General features: G+C 39.2%; 17 protein-coding genes. 9 read left to right on the top strand and 8 right to left on the bottom strand.

Going from position 1 to position 16,782, the window contains the following annotated elements; all coding sequences use genetic code 11:
* The first annotated feature begins 1 nt into the window (after position 1).
* Positions 2-280 (top strand): acylphosphatase, encoded by a 279-nt coding sequence (locus E0H82_RS03490; protein ID WP_131263069.1) that lies wholly within the window; start codon positions 2-4, stop codon positions 278-280.
* Positions 281-293: 13 nt separating this feature from the next.
* On the opposite strand, the gene ruvC is transcribed toward E0H82_RS03490, so the two are convergent.
* Complete coding sequence (gene ruvC / locus E0H82_RS03485; RefSeq protein ID WP_116763599.1) at positions 294-839, bottom strand: crossover junction endodeoxyribonuclease RuvC; 546 nt, start codon at positions 837-839, stop codon at positions 294-296.
* Between the two features lie 238 nt (positions 840-1,077).
* Positions 1,078-3,171: a TonB-dependent siderophore receptor gene (locus E0H82_RS03480; protein WP_131263067.1), complete on the bottom strand. Its 2,094-nt coding sequence runs from the start codon at positions 3,169-3,171 to the stop codon at positions 1,078-1,080.
* A gap of 354 nt (positions 3,172-3,525) precedes the next feature.
* Between E0H82_RS03480 and E0H82_RS03475 the strand changes: the two genes are divergently transcribed.
* Together E0H82_RS03475 and E0H82_RS03470 are read left to right on the top strand one after the other, a co-directional pair.
* Positions 3,526-4,104, top strand: coding sequence for an FxsA family protein (locus E0H82_RS03475; protein ID WP_131263065.1), 579 nt, complete (start codon positions 3,526-3,528; stop codon positions 4,102-4,104).
* 141 nt (positions 4,105-4,245) lie between these two features.
* The gene (locus E0H82_RS03470) at positions 4,246-4,878 is read left to right on the top strand and encodes a LysE family transporter (RefSeq protein ID WP_131263063.1); all 633 of its coding nucleotides are present in this window, start codon (positions 4,246-4,248) and stop codon (positions 4,876-4,878) included.
* Here E0H82_RS03470 and E0H82_RS03465 read toward each other — a convergent pair.
* Positions 4,862-5,053: a hypothetical protein gene (locus E0H82_RS03465; protein WP_131263061.1), complete on the bottom strand. Its 192-nt coding sequence runs from the start codon at positions 5,051-5,053 to the stop codon at positions 4,862-4,864. The two genes, E0H82_RS03470 and E0H82_RS03465, sit on opposite strands and share 17 nt — an antisense overlap.
* Before the next feature lie 302 nt (positions 5,054-5,355).
* On the opposite strand from E0H82_RS03465, the gene E0H82_RS03460 reads away from it, so the two are divergent.
* Positions 5,356-5,598 (top strand): hypothetical protein, encoded by a 243-nt coding sequence (locus tag E0H82_RS03460; protein ID WP_131263060.1) that lies wholly within the window; start codon positions 5,356-5,358, stop codon positions 5,596-5,598.
* A 20-nt stretch (positions 5,599-5,618) separates the two neighbouring features.
* Here the strand turns inward: E0H82_RS03460 and E0H82_RS03455 are convergent, their stop codons facing one another.
* The 4 genes from E0H82_RS03455 to E0H82_RS16605 form a co-directional block, all read right to left on the bottom strand.
* Positions 5,619-5,921, bottom strand: coding sequence for a monooxygenase (locus E0H82_RS03455; protein WP_131263058.1), 303 nt, complete (start codon positions 5,919-5,921; stop codon positions 5,619-5,621).
* 111 nt (positions 5,922-6,032) lie between these two features.
* On the bottom strand, positions 6,033-6,632 hold the full coding sequence (locus tag E0H82_RS03450; RefSeq protein WP_131263056.1) for a TetR/AcrR family transcriptional regulator: 600 nt from the start codon (positions 6,630-6,632) through the stop codon (positions 6,033-6,035).
* A 464-nt stretch (positions 6,633-7,096) separates the two neighbouring features.
* On the bottom strand, positions 7,097-7,303 hold the full coding sequence (locus tag E0H82_RS03445) for a DUF1398 family protein (RefSeq protein ID WP_228258622.1): 207 nt from the start codon (positions 7,301-7,303) through the stop codon (positions 7,097-7,099).
* 17 nt (positions 7,304-7,320) lie between these two features.
* Positions 7,321-7,515, bottom strand: coding sequence for a hypothetical protein (locus E0H82_RS16605; protein WP_213073954.1), 195 nt, complete (start codon positions 7,513-7,515; stop codon positions 7,321-7,323).
* 507 nt (positions 7,516-8,022) lie between these two features.
* On the opposite strand from E0H82_RS16605, the gene E0H82_RS03440 reads away from it, so the two are divergent.
* From E0H82_RS03440 to def, 5 genes are all read left to right on the top strand, one after another.
* Complete coding sequence (locus E0H82_RS03440; RefSeq protein WP_131263054.1) at positions 8,023-10,230, top strand: TonB-dependent siderophore receptor; 2,208 nt, start codon at positions 8,023-8,025, stop codon at positions 10,228-10,230.
* Positions 10,231-10,580: 350 nt separating this feature from the next.
* Positions 10,581-11,336 carry a histidine utilization repressor gene (hutC, locus tag E0H82_RS03435; protein ID WP_131263052.1) on the top strand — a complete coding sequence of 252 codons (756 nt, stop codon included), beginning with the start codon at positions 10,581-10,583 and terminating at the stop codon, positions 11,334-11,336.
* Positions 11,337-11,751: 415 nt separating this feature from the next.
* Positions 11,752-13,428 (top strand): urocanate hydratase, encoded by a 1,677-nt coding sequence (hutU, locus tag E0H82_RS03430; protein WP_131263050.1) that lies wholly within the window; start codon positions 11,752-11,754, stop codon positions 13,426-13,428.
* 87 nt (positions 13,429-13,515) lie between these two features.
* Complete coding sequence (hutH, locus tag E0H82_RS03425) at positions 13,516-15,045, top strand: histidine ammonia-lyase (RefSeq protein WP_131263048.1); 1,530 nt, start codon at positions 13,516-13,518, stop codon at positions 15,043-15,045.
* A 381-nt stretch (positions 15,046-15,426) separates the two neighbouring features.
* A complete protein-coding gene (def, locus tag E0H82_RS03420) occupies positions 15,427-15,912 on the top strand; it encodes a peptide deformylase (protein ID WP_131263046.1) in 486 nt (161 codons plus the stop codon).
* Positions 15,913-15,931: 19 nt separating this feature from the next.
* Here the strand turns inward: def and E0H82_RS03415 are convergent, their stop codons facing one another.
* Positions 15,932-16,714 (bottom strand): AraC family transcriptional regulator, encoded by a 783-nt coding sequence (locus tag E0H82_RS03415; RefSeq protein ID WP_131263578.1) that lies wholly within the window; start codon positions 16,712-16,714, stop codon positions 15,932-15,934.
* Between the last annotated feature and the right edge of the window lie 68 nt (positions 16,715-16,782).

The raw sequence follows: 16,782 nt of genomic DNA, 5'->3' as shown, positions 1-16,782 counted from the left end.
GATGCAAAAAGCATTTCGGCTCATTATTTCAGGACAGGTTCAGGGCGTTGGCTATCGGAGATGGTTTCAACAACAAGCCCAAGCTTTAGCATTAAAAGGCTATGTCAAAAATTTAGCAACAGGCGAAGTCGAGGCTCTAGTGATCACTGATGCAGCAAATCTGTCACGTGTGATCGAACTGGCTTATTTAGGGCCACCTCATGCCGAAGTGCATCAGGTGAGCAGTTGTGAAGTTTCACAAGATATCGCTGTGAATGATTTTCAAAATATTCGCGAATGAAATTGCTTAATCATTAACGACGTCGGCTGCTAGAACGACTCCGTCCACGAGCCATGCCTCCTAAAGCATTAAGTACAGCCAGTTTACTCATGGTTCCTGAAGCATGTGCATGACAAATGGCAGCAGCCAGTGCATCGGCAGCATCGGCTTGGGGGGTTACACTTAAATTCAGTAATTTCACCACCATCATTTGTACTTGTTCTTTATCCGCAGCGCCATAGCCAACTACTGACTGTTTAATTTGACGGGCAGTATATTCAGCAACTTGCAAATCCAGATTTACAAGCGCGGCAATGGCTGCACCACGAGCTTGTCCTAATTTTAATGCAGAATCAGGATTTTGAGCCATAAACACTTGTTCAACCGCGGCTTCAGTCGGACCATGAAATTTCACAATCCGTTCAACACCAGCAAAAATACGTTTTAGGCGTTCTGGCATATCTTTGCTTTCGGTACGGATGGTGCCAGCATCGACAAAGCGTAATTTTTGACCGTCTTTTTCTATAATTCCATAGCCTGTAAGGCGTGAACCTGGGTCAATCCCAATAATTAATGACATAATAAAAACTTGGTAAGATCTGAAAAAATGATGCAGAGATTGCAACCGATCTGTGAAGTATATGATTTTATAGACATGGAAGAACAGTTATTTCGCTTTAATCAAGGTGTTGTTGAGCGATCTGTCTAAACTTTTTACACTCGTATTTGTTATGGTTAAGATTTTGAGTGACAGCAAAGAGCATAATCACCAAAAGGAAAACCCGAAAATTTTACAATTAACGGGTTCGAACAAGGATTTAGAATTTCCATTGCAATGCAAGCGATGCATTTAATGGATCGCCGGGTTGAATCCAAAGCTCGCTATAACTTGCAACATAGTAGGTTTCATCCAATAAATTATTGATATTGAATTGATAACGGAGTTGCTCCGATGGCGCATAATAGGCGTGTAAATTGACTAAAGTGTATGCGGGGAGCGTAAATCCATTATCACTGCTATGCCCACTACGATCTCCGACATAAATCGCGGTTGCACCGATGCCCATTTTATTGGCATTTGCCAATGACCATTCGTAATTTACATTGATTGAGCCACTGTGTTTCGGCACATTACTTAATCTGGAACCTTTGACAAGAGTTTGGTCTTTTTCAACTTTTGCATCAGTGTAGCTATAATTGGCTCGTGCTGAGAATTGATCATTCAGTTGCATTTCTAAATCAAGTTCAATGCCTTGACTAGAGACTTCACCTGCCGCGACTTGATAATTACTGTCTGTGGGATCGGTGGTTAAGACATTTTCTTTCTTCATTTTAAATAAGGCGAGGCTAAACAGACTTTGTGGATTGATCTGATATTTGCTCCCAAACTCGTAACTTATGCCTTTTTCTGGATCAAAAACTTGGTCATGACTGTCTACACCGCTGTTCAGTGCGAAAGAATGTCCATAATTTGCATACCACGACCAATCATCATTCAGCCGATAATTTACGCCTAATCGTGGGCTGGTTTGTTGTAAGTCTCTTTTACTCGAGCTATCAATCAGTTTATTTTGAAAATCTTGCGTGATATGGTCAAAACGTGCGCCAAGTAGGACGCTCCACTGATCATTTAGAAAAACTTGATCTTGAAGATTCAAAGCAAAATAGCGTTGTTGTTCTTCAGTATTAATGAACAACGGAAGTTCAGGAAGATACTGTCCATACACGGGGTTATAGATGTCGATCATATTGGGGATGCTCGTACTATGATTACGCCGCAATTGAAGTTGGCGATAATTCAAGCGTCCCATCTCACTGCTGACCAGAACTTCGTGTCTGGCCCAATCTTGTTGAATCATGCCCAGTAATTCCGTTTGAAAAAGTGCATCATCGCTTTTATTGTCACGATAACGACGTTGTCGTTCTAAAGTCTGACCATCACTTTGAATTTTACGTGGTTCACTAGAAAACCCTTTTAATTGAGCATCTTTAAAGCTCAAGGCATTATTTATTTTCCAAGCGTCATTATATTTGTGTGCTAGACGAAGCTGATAAAAATTGTCCTTTTGAAGATGCTGACCATCATTGGGTTCGCCTGAAAAAGTTTCAGGTTGCATGACAAATTGTTTTTGATAACTGCTGATTCCACGGTCAAAAGTCCCCCTTTGTTTCGTAAACTCGCTATCAAAATCGAATTGAGTTTGATCAGAAATTTTCCAGGTCAATTGAGGTGAAAAAAACCAACGCTCACTGGATACATAGTCACGGAAACTTTGATTATCTTCATGTGCAATCGCAAATCGATAGGCAATGTCATTATTGAGAGGGCCTGTATGCTCAAAGCTCGCACGATATTTTTCTAGGCTATTGGCGCGCAGGTTAATTTCACTTTGGGACTCCCATTTGGGTTGCTTGGTGTTGATATTCAAAAGTCCACCTGTTTCACCACGACCATAGAGTGCAGCCATAGGACCCTTTAAAAAGTCAAGTGATTCGATATTGACCATATCCCGCGGGGCGCTGAGTCCACGATTGACACTAAGCCCATTTCTAATCATTTGAGCCCCAATATTGGGGTCGGTACTAAAACCACGAAAAGAATAGTTGTCCCAAAAGCCACCTCCATAGTTGGTTTGATGATATACACCACTGACCTGAGCCAGTGCATCGTCTATACGTTGTACATCTTGTTGCTGGATAAAGTCTTTGGACAGTAGGCTGCGACTAAAAGGGATGTCGAGAATATCATGTGAAAATTTAGTTAACGCTGTGGTTTGCCTTGAACTTTCAGTTAACGTTTCGGCCTGTAATTGTATGGTTTTAAGGACTTCGGGTGTACTTTCAGCCCAACAGAATGGAGTAAAGAGAGATAAGCTGAGGCTAGAATAAAATATCTGAAATGGTTGTTTCATACGTCATAAAAACATTAATGTAATGTTATAACATTCTATATTTTTATGATTAGAATGCTAGCGTAATTTCTATTTGAAATACAAATAACAAAAATGAGTAATTCTCATGATTCCTTCAATTCAAGGTGTACTAACTGAGAGGCGTAAAATTCTAAAGTACGTTTAAACAATAAAATTGTAACAACAGCAGCAAGATCGTCACTAGATTTGAATAGTTTGTACAATTTTTTGACCAAGGGCTTTAAAAATAAAAAACTGCCCTTATAGATATTCTTAACCATAGAAAAATGCTGAACACTTTGACAGCTATAAAATATGGTCAATTTTTTTATTTTAGAGATTTGATTAATTTTCATGAAATTATTTCTGATTGTACTTGCTGGCTTAATTCTAGAAGTATTCGTCTGGATTGGCGTGGGTGACCTCGTTGGTAGTATGTGGTACGTGTTTTTCTGGTTTGTGGCTGCCTTCTTTATTGGATTAAATATTATCCGTAAATATTCGGCGGGGATTATGCCGCAGATGCAACAAATGCAATCAGGTCAGGTAAGTTCAGACCCTGCATTTACAGGAAATTTACCTAAAGTCTTCGCTGGTTTTCTATTACTGATTCCAGGTTTGATCAGTGATGTATTCGCCGTTTTATTGTTAATTCCTGCTGTTCAAAAAGCGTTGCAAGCTGCATTTATGAAAACCATGATGAAGCGTCAGCAAGCCATGATGAACAAAATGATGGGTGGCATGATGGGCGATATGGGTGGAGCAACAGGTGCACAAGGGCAGAATCCATTTGCAGATTTAATGCGTCAAATGCAAGACATGCAAAATCAGCAAGGTGGTGGTCAATACCGTGATTCAAGCATTATTGATGGTGAGGCACATGAAGTAACACCAGATGCCAAGAAACTTGAAATGAAAGATGTAAATAAATAATCAAGCCGATTATCGTTAGATCTAAACCGAAGTCCCTCAAAAGTACTTCGGTTTTTTTATTCTTAATACGTGATTAATGCAGTAAAAATTTAAACAGGCGTTATAATTCACCCATTGAAAAAATGGTTAATTTATAAAAATATGTCTCTATTACTGACCATCAGTGCTTTACATTTTGTCGCACAATTAACTCCAGGGCCTGATGTTTTATTGATTGCAAAAAGCTCAGCTTCTACCACACGCTTAAATACCTTAAAAATTATTTTAGGAATATCGGCAGGGATTGTTGTTTGGGTGGTGTTGACCTTATTGGGCTTTACGGTACTGGTTGAACAATTCCCTTGGATTCAGCAAATTTTGATGCTCATTGGGGGATTCTTCTTGGCCCGTATGGGGTGGGGAATGCTGAAAGAAGGGCTCACTTCTGAACAAAGTCCTCAACTTGAAGGCACTTTAACTCTGCCAAATGGTCAGCAACAGTATTTTTTATTGGGATTATTTACCAATTTGTCTAATCCAAAGACTTTAATTTATTTCAGTAGTGTCTTTTCCTTAGCGCTAGGTTCATCTGCAAATGCCAATTTAAAAACACAATTGGCATTCATCATCCCACTTCAAACGTTTTTGGTGTTTAGTTTATTCATGTTCATCATGTCTACACCAAAAATTAAAGCCTTGTATCAACGAGCAGGTCACTCTATTGATATTCTCTCGGGGGCTTTATTTCTAGTGTTTGCCATCTGGCTTTGGTACGACGCTATTCGGATGTTTTAGATTGAATGTTGGTTTCTTGAATCTGTGCTGACGTTGAGTTGATGATTTCAGCATTTTTCGTAGTATCAGCATAACTATTGGGTTTGAGCGTGGTTTCAGTATTCTCTGAGCCTTTATATTTACGGCTACGATTTGCGCGTTCCCTTAACCCGCCTTTTTTAATCAATTGTATCATCGCTGAAATCCACACTAAAAACTGAATCTAGACAGCTATATTACTTGAATTAGGGGAAGAGTTGAATTTTATGAAACTTAAACCTCGTTACATATTCATCAAAGTCATAATTTTCATAAAAGAAAAAACAAAACAATAGAGTAGTGGTGTGCTGATTAATTTTGAACGCTCCAGTCGGCTTTTGTTGGTGACTTCACTTGTGCATTTACAAATACTCACATAACATGAAGAAAGATTACATTGTCATGTAGTTGGGAATGTGAAAATAAATACAACCACTACAGTGAAATAGGAGTATACCTATGCTGTATCAATACCATTGTGCTTGCTGTGATTTAGTGGTCGATTCCGATGTTAAAGAGTGTCCGAATTGCGGCTCACATAATATTCGGAGTCCATTTGGTTTCTGGATTTTTTGTATAGCGACGTGTTTAGCCGTCGTGATTGTCTTTAAAGTTGTGCAAGTTTATCTTCATAATCAGGCTGAAGCACCTGTGCAGCCAACTTTACTTGAAACATTGCCTTTAAGTAATGATAAGTCCTGAGAGATTCAGGACTTATGATTTTAAAGTGGTGCATGGTTGATTTTTGAAAGATCTCTATTCACTTGAAAAATTTTGCTGCGAATATTGCTAATACCGAAACTTTCTAAACGTGTGCAGTGCATAGTTAAATAATTGGTAGCATTTTCTGTAGAATCAAATAGATAGACCCCACCTGCTTCTTGAGTATCTTTATTTTCTGTCCAAATTTTCCAAATAAGACCAGTTTCCTGATTAATACTTTCTGCAAGTGGCGCAAATGCTTGAGTCATTTCTGCTGCAAAAGGTCCAGTACTGGGAAAATCGATTTGTAATAAGACTGTCATGTTAATAATTCCGAAAGCTTCAATTATTTTAGGATTTTTTGCTGAACTTTGTTTGAAAAATGGATAGCAGAAATAAAAAGGAGACCTCATCAGATCTCCTTTAAATTCTATTTATACAACTTTATCTGGCGTCATTAATACTTGATTAATATACAATTTTATTAAGCGGTCACGTGATCCGATAGCTTTTTGGTAATGCGTTGAATTGAGCAATAAGCAAGCACCATAAGTGACAGTCCAAACATAAGACTGATAGTCTCGAATCGACATTGCACTATTGCTTTCTTTTAAATATTTTTCAGTGATTTCTTTAATACTTAAAATACGCGCTTCACGGATTTTGTAGAGTTCATCAAATAAGTTATTCAGCTTACGTTCGTTGTTGGTCAGACGTTCCTCAATCACATGCAGCAGAATTGTACGGTTGGAATTTAACATGTTGTAGAGCATGTATTCTGAAACGTAAGAATTGATGTCTATGTTGAATTTGTGTGAAATATCGAGTAAACGTTTTTCGTTTAGAATAATAAGTTCTAAATAAAGTTGATTTTTACTGTCGAAATGCTTGTAAATCGTACCTTTGGCGATATCTAACTCAGAAGCAAGTTCTTCAAGAGTAATGTCCTGATTATTATCGAGTAATAGTTTCTCGGCCATTGCTAAGATTTTTTCTTTACGTAAAAGAAAATTTTGTTGGCGTTCTGAATTCATGCATATGTTCCGTATAAGATCACTATAAAAGAACTTGTGAGAAGACTATAGCAATTTTTTCTTAAACAGAATTAAACTATTGTAGAAGAAATGCCGATAAAAACAACAATTAACCTAGTTTGATTAAGCTTGAAACAGTCATGCTATAACTTGTAGAAGGAGATATCTAAAAATTGGATACCCATCTTTAATTGAGTCAAAATAATGATTTAAAAAGGTTTTGTAAAGTTTAAGCAGAAAGCAAATTGAAAGAAATTATGATCATGAATTTTTTTCCTAATTAAATCAGGTAATTATTTTGAAAATTTTGGTTTTGTATTAAATTTTAAAAAGTACATCATCCATTATGGGATTTTTTTTAACATTTGTAGGAACAACAACTTTTCTGTTTTTGACTCTAATAAATTTAACTGTGTAACCTTAAAATTTTTTCGAAAATAAAAAATAAATACTGGAAATGGAAATTAAATTGGTAGCGTGACAGCAGGGTATTCTTCAGTGTAGCTTTCACCTGAACAACCATAGTAAATGATATGACGTGCAACTAAGTTGACCACGTAGCGGATTATTCCAGCAGACCAAATAGCCTGTAAAAATTCTGGGAATGTAGTTTGACCCGATTGGTCTGCTCGTAATGCACGGATAAGTAAGTCTTGATTAAATGCAGGAATGTCCGTAGCGATTGTGATTAGTGCTGAGTTGGGAAAGATGACAGATCCTTTATTGGTCTGGTAAATACTTTGGCAACTTGGAAGAGTTCATTCATTTGTGGCACGCCTACTTCACGTAAAGCTTCGGCTAAATAAGGGAATCCACCAATTTGAGGACGATGATTCATGCCTCTTTGTAGTGCTTGTTCAATGATTTCTATAGTTGTACGCATATTTTTTACTTCATTATTCTATCGGTTTGATGATGACAGGGGGTAGGGGGAATATTCATTGATTTTTTCATTAGATTTTCTGTATATGGTGATTAAAGCTGTGATCAATCATCACTAAAAGATACATAAAAAATTGAGGCTAATGTTTGTAAAAAAACAGAAAAGGCAAGGATTAAAACGAGATCTGACAGGACATGTGAATGTAATTCAGTGGTTATATAGTTCACTGCTTCATAAAAATATAAACAAAATAATAAGACTTATTCTGTGCTTTTTTAACTTTATTGGCTCGAACACTATGACATTTCTCCTGTATTGAAGTCTTTAAAAATGGATCTTCAGATGAATGGTTTTAGGTTTTTATTCGCTCAAACACTTCAATAAGATTATTTCGTATAAAACCAGAAATAAGTCAGAGAAAAGCATTGTTCTATACGTGAAAATTGTGAATACTCATGCCCGAAAAATTCATGCTGTATGATTATCTTTTGGGGTTAGGCAACGACTGTGAATACGTATCCATTTTCATTTTCTCATTTACAAAAAGCATTACTGGCGGTTGGTTCATTTTCATGTCTAGGACTGAGTTCAGGAATGGCTTATGCAGCAGATGATAATGAAACCGCACAACTTGCGACAATCACTGTAACGGCAGAACAAGCGCAGGCTGCGTATTACCAGCCTCAAGTGAATTTGACGGGGTTTACACAGCAAACTCAGGCAGAAATTCCGGCTTCACTGACGACCATCACAGCGCAACTGATTGCAGACCAACATGCTAAAACACTCACGGATGTCGTTAAAAATGATGCAGCAGTCGGGGATAGCTATGCCCCAATTGGTTACTACCCAAATTTTATGATGCGTGGCTTTATGCTCAATGCGGGGTCAAGCTATTTACTGAATGGTAATTTACTTCGTGGTCAACAAAATGTAGCCCTCGAAAATAAAGCACAAGTTGAAATTTTAAAGGGAATTAGCGCCATTCAAAGTGGCATGTCTACGCCTGGCGGTGTAGTCAACTATGTCACGAAACGCCCTGAAAATATCCGTTCTTTAACGGTTGAAGGAGATAGTCATGGAGGCAATCGTGTAGCGACTGATCTTGGTAGGTTATTCGGGGAACATCAGCAGTTTGGTTATCGTATTAATCTTGCAAAAGAAGAAATCCACCCTTATGTGGATCATGCGGATGGTCAGCGTGTATTTGGTTCTTTGGCTTTGGACTGGAAAGTATCAGATCGTTCAAAATTGGAGTTTGATGTTGAGTCACAACGTCAGCGCCAACGTTCAGTACCAGGCTATCAATTACTTGATGGCACAACCGTACCGACTGGGGGGGAATGGGATCGGTTACTAGGTTATCAAAGCTGGGGCAAACCTGTTACCAATGAAAGTTTAAATGCTGGCTTAAAATATACCTACCAATTTAATGACAATTGGACAGCGAACTTAGCTGCTTCACAAAGTCGTGTAGTGGTCGATGATTATTCGGCATTTCCATATGGCTGTGCTTACAGCACTGTGTGTCAGTATACCGGTTTAGGCAATACCTTTGATCAAAATGGTAATTACGATATTTATGATTTTCGTAGTCCAAATGACAGTTACCTCACCAATCAGTTTAAAACGGGCCTAAACGGGAAGTTCCACACAGGTATATGGCAACATAAGCTAAGTTTAGAATTATCACAGACCTATAAACGCCACGCGCAGTACGATGCGATCAATGCAGCAGTTGGTTCAGGCAATATTTATACTGATAACGAAACCTATAATCCTTCAAATATTCCTTTAGGTGATCACTATAAATCTCTTGATAGTCAGCAAACAGCCTTAAACGTATTGGATCAGATTGACTTTAATCCTGAATGGTCAATTTTATTAGGTGGTAAGTTATTACATTTAGATGAAAATGCTTACGCCGCAGATGGAAGTAATATTCGAGAAACCAATTTAAATCGCTTCTTGCCACAATTTGCCGTGATGTATCAACCGTGGGAGCAAACGCATGTGTATGCCTCTTATGCCAAAGGCTTAAGTGACGGTGGACAGGCACCGTGGATGGCGTTTGGTAATCCTGATAAAGGCATCGAAGGTAATGCTTATGCGACTTTAGCTCCTGTGCATTCAACTCAATATGAACTGGGAATTAAGCAACAGTGGCAGGCATTTTTATTCACCGTAGCCTTGTTCGATCTTAAACAGGACAATCAATATACGAACTTAGACAATGTGTATGTCACAGATGGTGAACAGCATAATCTGGGTTTAGAGCTGGGTGTACAAGGGCGTTTAAGCCAAAACCTTGATATTTCATCGACCATGGCTTTTATTGATTCACAACTTAAAGGTATTGATACGTCTGAATATAGTGGGCATCAAACACAAAATGTACCAAAATTACGTTTTGCCAGTCATATTTCATATGCTGTGCCACAAATGGATGGCTTGAGATTGTTGGCAGGTATGCAATACAGTAGTGACAAATATGCCAACAAAGCAGGTACGGTCAAAGTTCCAAGTTTTACTGTGTTCGATATTGGTTTAGCTTATAACTTCCGCGCTTATGGGTATGACAATACGCTGCGTTTAAATATTGATAATTTGTTTAACAAGAAATATTGGCGTGATGCAGGGAGTTTCTTTGGGGATGATTACTTATTCTTAGGTGCACCGCGTTCAGCACAATTCTCATGGACAGTGAATTTCTAGTTTAATATTTTCTAGCTGCTTAATTGCTTAATTGCTTGGTTGAGGGACATTTGTCAGATGGCGAATGTCCCTTATTTATTTTAAGGTTGAAGCACCTTTTTATAAGCCGATTTACTCTGTTTCAGTTTTATAAATTTTGAACAGCCATAGCGAAACTTTAAAGTGAATCTGGTTTACGGGGATGGATGGGAGTTGTAAAAGAAGGTTCTTTTCAGTTTTTCCCATCAAATTCTGCCGGCCTAGAATTATGGGTGTGGAACTTATAGATAACTTGACTATATCTGTATATACCTTTTGAGGGGTACAGGGTAAACTGCGAATAATTAAGTTAATCTGTATCGAGTAATTACATGGCAATAAAAAAAGAGCCTAAACAAGACCTAAATTTGACCATTGATGCAGATAGTCCAATCCCGATTTACATGCGTGTTAAGCAATTAATTACCACTAAAATTAATCAAGGATTATGGTCGACCAATCAAAAAATTCCGTCTGAAAGTGAATTGGTGAACCAGTTGGGTTGTAGTCGTATGACCATTAATCGTGCACTACGGGAGCTAACGGCAGAAGGCGTATTGGTCCGAGTTCAAGGGGTTGGTTCTTTTGTTGCAGAGGAGCAAGGACAAACTTCGTTGTTTCAAATCAATAATATTGCGGATGAAATTCAAGCGCGAAAGCATGAGCATCGTGCCGAAGTTATTGTTCTGGAAAGTATTTATGCGAATGCTTTGCAAAGCCTGCAAATGCAAGTACAGGAAGGTCTGCTACTTTATCATTCGATTATTATTCATTATGAAAATGATATTCCTGTGCAAATTGAAGATAGATTGGTCAATTCGTATTTGGTGCCGAATTATTTAAAACAAGATTTTTCTCAAATAACGCCTAATGCTTACTTAATGCAAAATTCGCCCATGACCGAGGGAGAGCATATTGTAAAAGCGGTTTTGGCATCTGCCCAAGAATGTAAATGGCTCAAAATCAATAAGGCAGAACCTTGTTTATTTATTCAGCGCAGAACATGGTCAAATAAAAACCTTATTTCTAGTGCACGTTTAATTTATCCGGGAAATCGTTATCATTTGGAAGGCAAGTTTAATCCGTAAAATAATGGATGGATGAAAATAGGTATATAAAGTTGCTTATATTTCAGTATGCAGCTTTGTCGAGACCAGATAAAAGTTCAAATTTGCAGATATGAATCATTTAATTTTGAGTGCTCATCTAGCATAACCTACAACTTTTTATTCTAGTTTGTTCATCATAAAAGATGCTTGAACAGCGTAAAACTATACAAGTTTTTAACTTTATGATTGAAATTTTAAGTATATTTCGGAAATGCATAAGTCTTCTTATGCATTTTTTTTGTATTTAAATTAATGGTTTGCTTGAAAATTAAAAAAAATATTGTATAAATGAAAAAATCTATAGTATATATATGTATATACAAGTATGAACATGTGATTTCCCATAAGAGGTTTCTTGTGGACATTATTTTTTGAATAGGAAAGGAGTCTGTTTGTGAAAGCAAATAATCCACGTTATCGTGACATTGAAATTCGTGCACCTAGAGGGACAACTTTAAATACAAAAAGCTGGTTAACAGAAGCGCCGTTGCGTATGTTAATGAATAACCTTGACCCTGATGTGGCTGAAAATCCCAAAGAACTTGTTGTGTATGGTGGTATTGGCCGTGCAGCGCGTGACTGGGAATGCTTTGATAAAATTGTAGAAACATTAAAAAAACTTGAAGAAGATGAAACACTCTTGGTGCAATCAGGCAAGCCAGTCGGAGTGTTTAAAACTCATAAAGATGCACCACGTGTGTTAATTGCCAATTCAAACTTGGTGCCACACTGGGCAAATTGGGAACATTTCAATGAGCTAGATGCCAAAGGTTTGGCCATGTATGGTCAGATGACCGCTGGCTCTTGGATCTATATTGGTAGCCAAGGCATTGTGCAAGGGACTTACGAAACTTTCGTTGAAGCAGGCCGCCAACACTATAGCGGTGATTTAAAAGGTCGTTGGGTTCTTACTGCTGGTTTAGGTGGTATGGGTGGTGCTCAGCCTTTAGCTGCAACACTTGCGGGTGCGTGTTCTTTAAATATTGAATGCCAACAAGCCAGTATTGATTTCCGTTTGCGTACTCGTTATGTAGACGAACAAGCAACTGATTTAGATGATGCGTTAGCGCGTATAGAGAAATACACCAAAGAAGGTAAAGCGATTTCAATTGCACTTCATGGCAACGCTGCAGAGATTTTACCAGAATTGGTTCGCCGTGGTATTCATCCAGACATGGTGACAGACCAAACAAGTGCACACGATCCACTGAATGGTTATTTACCTATTGGTTGGACTTGGGATGAATACCGTGAACGTGCGAAAACAGAACCAGAAGTTGTTGTAAAAGCTGCAAAACAGTCGATGGCGAAACACGTACAAGCCATGCTCGATTTCCAAAAAATGGGCGTACCAACTTTTGACTATGGCAATAACATTCGTCAAATGGCGCAAGATGAAGGCGTTGAGAATGCTTTTGACTTCCCAGGTTTTGTGCCTGCTTACATCCGCCCATTGTTCTGTCGTGGCGTTGGCCCATTCCGATGGGTGGCACTTTCAGGTGATCCAGAAGATATTTATAAAACAGATGCCAAAGTTAAAGAGTTAATTCCAGATGATGAGCACTTACATCGTTGGTTAGATATGGCGCGTGAACGCATTAGCTTCCAAGGTTTACCAGCGCGTATTTGTTGGGTGGGTTTAGGCTTACGTGCAAAACTAGGTCTAGCATTCAATGAAATGGTTCGCACAGGTGAATTGTCTGCACCGATCGTAATTGGCCGCGACCATTTAGACTCTGGTTCGGTATCAAGTCCTAACCGTGAAACAGAAGCAATGCAAGATGGTTCAGATGCAGTATCTGACTGGCCATTATTAAACGCATTGCTAAATACAGCAGGCGGCGCAACTTGGGTGTCTCTACATCACGGTGGTGGTGTAGGTATGGGCTTCTCTCAACACTCGGGTGTTGTGATTGTGTGTGACGGTACAGATGAAGCTGCTGCACGTATTGCTCGTGTACTGACCAATGACCCTGCAACAGGTGTTATGCGTCATGCCGATGCGGGCTATGACATTGCCATTGATTGTGCCAAAGAGCAGGGCTTAAATCTGCCAATGATCACGCAATAAAAATACATGGAAGAACTGGCGGTGCTTTTTGCAATTGTGAAAAGCACTGTCTCAGCAGAATATAGTGCAGAAAATTAGGAAGCCAACATGGAATTACTGATCCAACCGGGAAAATTAACCTTAGCTGATTTACGTCAAGCTTACCTCAACCCAATTAAAGTTAAATTAGATGAAAGTGCTTCAGCGGGTATCAATGCAAGCGTGGCTTGTGTAGAACAGATCGTGAATGAAGGGCGTACAGCTTATGGCATTAACACAGGTTTTGGTTTACTTGCTTCAACCAAGATTGCTCCTGAAGATTTAGAACAATTACAGCGTTCGTTAGTTCTTTCACATGCCGCAGGTGTAGGAGAGCCACTGGATGATGCAATGGTTCGTTTGATTATTCTATTGAAAGCAAATAGCTTGGCACGTGGCTTCTCAGGTATTCGCTGTAAAGTCATTGATGCGTTGTTGGCTTTAATTAATGCTGAAGTTTATCCGCATATTCCTCTTAAAGGTTCAGTAGGCGCTTCAGGTGACTTGGCACCACTTGCCCATATGTCATTGATTTTACTAGGTGAAAGTAAGGCGCGTTATAAAGGTGAATGGTTGCCAGCAGTTGAAGCTTTAAAAATTGCAGGCTTAGAACCCATTTCTTTAGCAGCGAAAGAAGGCTTGGCACTTCTAAACGGTACTCAAGTTTCGACTGCTTACGCTTTACGTGGCTTGTTTGAAGCTGAAGATTTATTTGCTGCTGCGACAGTGTGTGGTGGCTTAAGTGTTGAAGCAATGCTGGGTTCACGTTCACCGTTTGATGCTCGTATTCATGAAGTGCGTGGTCAACGTGGTCAAATTGATGTGGCGGCGGCTTATCGTGACTTATTGACTGATTCGAGTGAAATTGCACATTCACACGAAGACTGTAGCAAAGTTCAAGATCCGTATTCTTTACGTTGCCAACCACAGGTGATGGGTGCCTGTTTAACCCAAATCCGTCAGGCTGCTGAAGTATTAGAAATTGAAGCCAATGCGGTATCGGATAACCCACTTGTTTTTGCAGAACAAGGTGATGTGATTTCTGGTGGTAACTTCCATGCAGAACCAGTAGCAATGGCGGCAGATAACTTAGCATTGGCAATCGCAGAAATTGGTTCACTTTCAGAACGTCGTATTTCGATGATGATGGATCGTCACATGTCACAGCTTCCACCGTTCTTGGTGGCCAATGGTGGGGTTAACTCAGGTTTCATGATTGCCCAAGTGACCGCAGCAGCTCTTGCGAGTGATAACAAAGCACTTGCACATCCAGCCAGTGTTGACAGTTTACCAACTTCAGCCAATCAGGAAGACCATGTATCAATGGCACCGAATGCAGGAAAACGACTTTGGCCAATGGCCGATAACGTTCGTGGCATTTTAGCGGTTGAATGGTTAGGCGCTTGTCAGGGTCTAGACTTCCGTGAAGGCTTAAAAAGCTCGCCTAAATTGGAACAAGCCCGTAAAATCTTGCGCGACCAAGTTCCGTACTACAGTGAAGACCGTTTCTTTGCCCCTGATATTGAACAAGCAAGTGAACTATTGGCAAGCGGTTGTTTAAATGAATTACTGCTTCCGAATTTATTGCCAAGTTTATAAATATACAGGGGAATTAGTGGATGGTTGCTATGACCACTACCGAGACGTATTGCAATGGTCGTACATTAAAATTTCATGACAGCATGGATGACGTGTCATAGAAAGCATCCTACATTACCTCAAGTAAACAGTTCCTGTAACTTGAGTCTCGATTTAGCGCTCATCTTAAAAAGGGTGGGCGCTAAACATTTTTAAGTTTATATTTATCGTATCCTTACTTTTACTCAACAGTTGAGTAAAAAACTCATTTGAACTGCCAAGCGTTGCACAAGAATACATAAAGGCTAGAAATTCATCATTAAACTACCGATTTCAATTTGCCTATAACTGGTTCAGAATAGATGGAAACCAATCGTTGAGTCTTGATCTTAGGAACAGTGTATGAGCGTGATTTTACCCGTTGCCCAACGTGGAGAAGACATCTTAAAATTGAAAGCTGCGCCTGTTGCCGAAGCAGAGTTTAATAGTGAATGGCTGATGCAATTGGCTTCAGCCATGCACGCGACTATGCTAGAGCGTAATGGCGTCGGCATTGCTGCGCCCCAATTGTATATTTCTAAACAGGTGATTATTGTTGCTTCGCGTCCGAATCCACGTTATCCCGATGCGTCTGAGATGCAGCCTGTGGTCATGATTAATCCACAAATTTTAGAGTTTTCTGAAGTGACTTGTTTGGGCGAAGAAGGTTGTTTAAGTGTGCCAAATGAACGTGCACAGGTTGAACGTGCACAAGTCATTAGAGTGCTTTATCACACATTAGAAGGTGATGTTATGGAAACAACTTTTGAAGGATTTCCAGCACGTATTGTGCAACATGAAGTGGATCACCTCAACGGTATTTTATTTGTAGACCGATTAACTGCCTAAGCGATATTGGGCTACGGTTTTATTCATCTGTATATTTAAATTGCTGCGGTGTTTGCCCTAAATGCCGTTTAAACATGGCACTAAATGCGCTTGGATTATTGTATCCCAGTGCTCTAGAAATTTGTGCAACAGATTCACCGCTGGCAATTTTACTTAAGGCTTGTGCAATATGCATTCGTTGCAGCCACGCCCGATAGGACAGCCCAGTTTCCTTTTGGAACATCCGCATTAGTGTTCTGGTACTGGTGCCAATTTCATCGGCCCATGTGCTTAAGTCTTTGGGATATTGCGGTTCATGTAAGAGCATCTGGCAAATACTTAATAGGCGTTTGTCTTGTGGCCAAGGAATTTGAATGGGGAAAGAATTGGCCTTCTGAATTTCATCAAAAATCAAAATTTGTATTGCACGGGAAAGTTCTTCTGAACTCAGTAATTCAGATACGGGAATATGTTCAATCACATTTAAACGAATCAATAATTCATGTAATAACTTGCTGACCCGAATAATAAAACACTGTTGACCCAATACTGATGCTGCTTGAGCTTCGACCAGTGCAGTATTCATTTTAACCCGACTTAAAGAAATTACACTATGTTCAATATGTGCAGGAATCCATAACGCACACATGGGCGGAATCAACCAAACATGATTCGGTGTAAACACTTGAATAATTCCAGTCGAGGCGTACAAAAACTGTGCTCGTGAATGACTATGTGCAGGGGTAATTTCTCTATAAGTATGCTCAGAGGAACGTCCAATCACCAGTTCGGACATTTCCGTTTCAATCAGTGAATTAGACATTCTCATGAAATTTGTCACTTATACAGGGATTATTGGAAGATAACGCCACGAATGACATTTTACAATAT

Source organism: Acinetobacter sp. ANC 4910, assembly GCF_004331035.1.
In the GTDB taxonomy this organism is placed as follows: Bacteria; Pseudomonadota; Gammaproteobacteria; order Pseudomonadales; family Moraxellaceae; genus Acinetobacter.
The sequence above is the reverse complement of the archived record's forward strand: the minus strand, read 5'-3'. Positions and strand labels throughout refer to the sequence as shown.

Excerpts from the sequence above, each read along its gene's own strand:
- E0H82_RS03490 (WP_131263069.1), top strand. The coding sequence starts at position 2 with ATGCAAAAAGCATTTCGGCTCATTATTTCAGGACAGGTTCAGGGCGTT.
- ruvC (WP_116763599.1), bottom strand. The coding sequence starts at position 839 with ATGTCATTAATTATTGGGATTGACCCAGGTTCACGCCTTACAGGCTAT.
- E0H82_RS03480 (WP_131263067.1), bottom strand. The coding sequence starts at position 3,171 with ATGAAACAACCATTTCAGATATTTTATTCTAGCCTCAGCTTATCTCTC.
- E0H82_RS03475 (WP_131263065.1), top strand. The coding sequence starts at position 3,526 with ATGAAATTATTTCTGATTGTACTTGCTGGCTTAATTCTAGAAGTATTC.
- E0H82_RS03470 (WP_131263063.1), top strand. The coding sequence starts at position 4,246 with ATGTCTCTATTACTGACCATCAGTGCTTTACATTTTGTCGCACAATTA.
- E0H82_RS03465 (WP_131263061.1), bottom strand. The coding sequence starts at position 5,053 with ATGATACAATTGATTAAAAAAGGCGGGTTAAGGGAACGCGCAAATCGT.
- E0H82_RS03460 (WP_131263060.1), top strand. The coding sequence starts at position 5,356 with ATGCTGTATCAATACCATTGTGCTTGCTGTGATTTAGTGGTCGATTCC.
- E0H82_RS03455 (WP_131263058.1), bottom strand. The coding sequence starts at position 5,921 with ATGACAGTCTTATTACAAATCGATTTTCCCAGTACTGGACCTTTTGCA.
- E0H82_RS03450 (WP_131263056.1), bottom strand. The coding sequence starts at position 6,632 with ATGAATTCAGAACGCCAACAAAATTTTCTTTTACGTAAAGAAAAAATC.
- E0H82_RS16605 (WP_213073954.1), bottom strand. The coding sequence starts at position 7,515 with ATGCGTACAACTATAGAAATCATTGAACAAGCACTACAAAGAGGCATG.
- hutC (WP_131263052.1), top strand. The coding sequence starts at position 10,581 with ATGGCAATAAAAAAAGAGCCTAAACAAGACCTAAATTTGACCATTGAT.
- hutH (WP_131263048.1), top strand. The coding sequence starts at position 13,516 with ATGGAATTACTGATCCAACCGGGAAAATTAACCTTAGCTGATTTACGT.
- def (WP_131263046.1), top strand. The coding sequence starts at position 15,427 with ATGAGCGTGATTTTACCCGTTGCCCAACGTGGAGAAGACATCTTAAAA.
- E0H82_RS03415 (WP_131263578.1), bottom strand. The coding sequence starts at position 16,714 with ATGTCTAATTCACTGATTGAAACGGAAATGTCCGAACTGGTGATTGGA.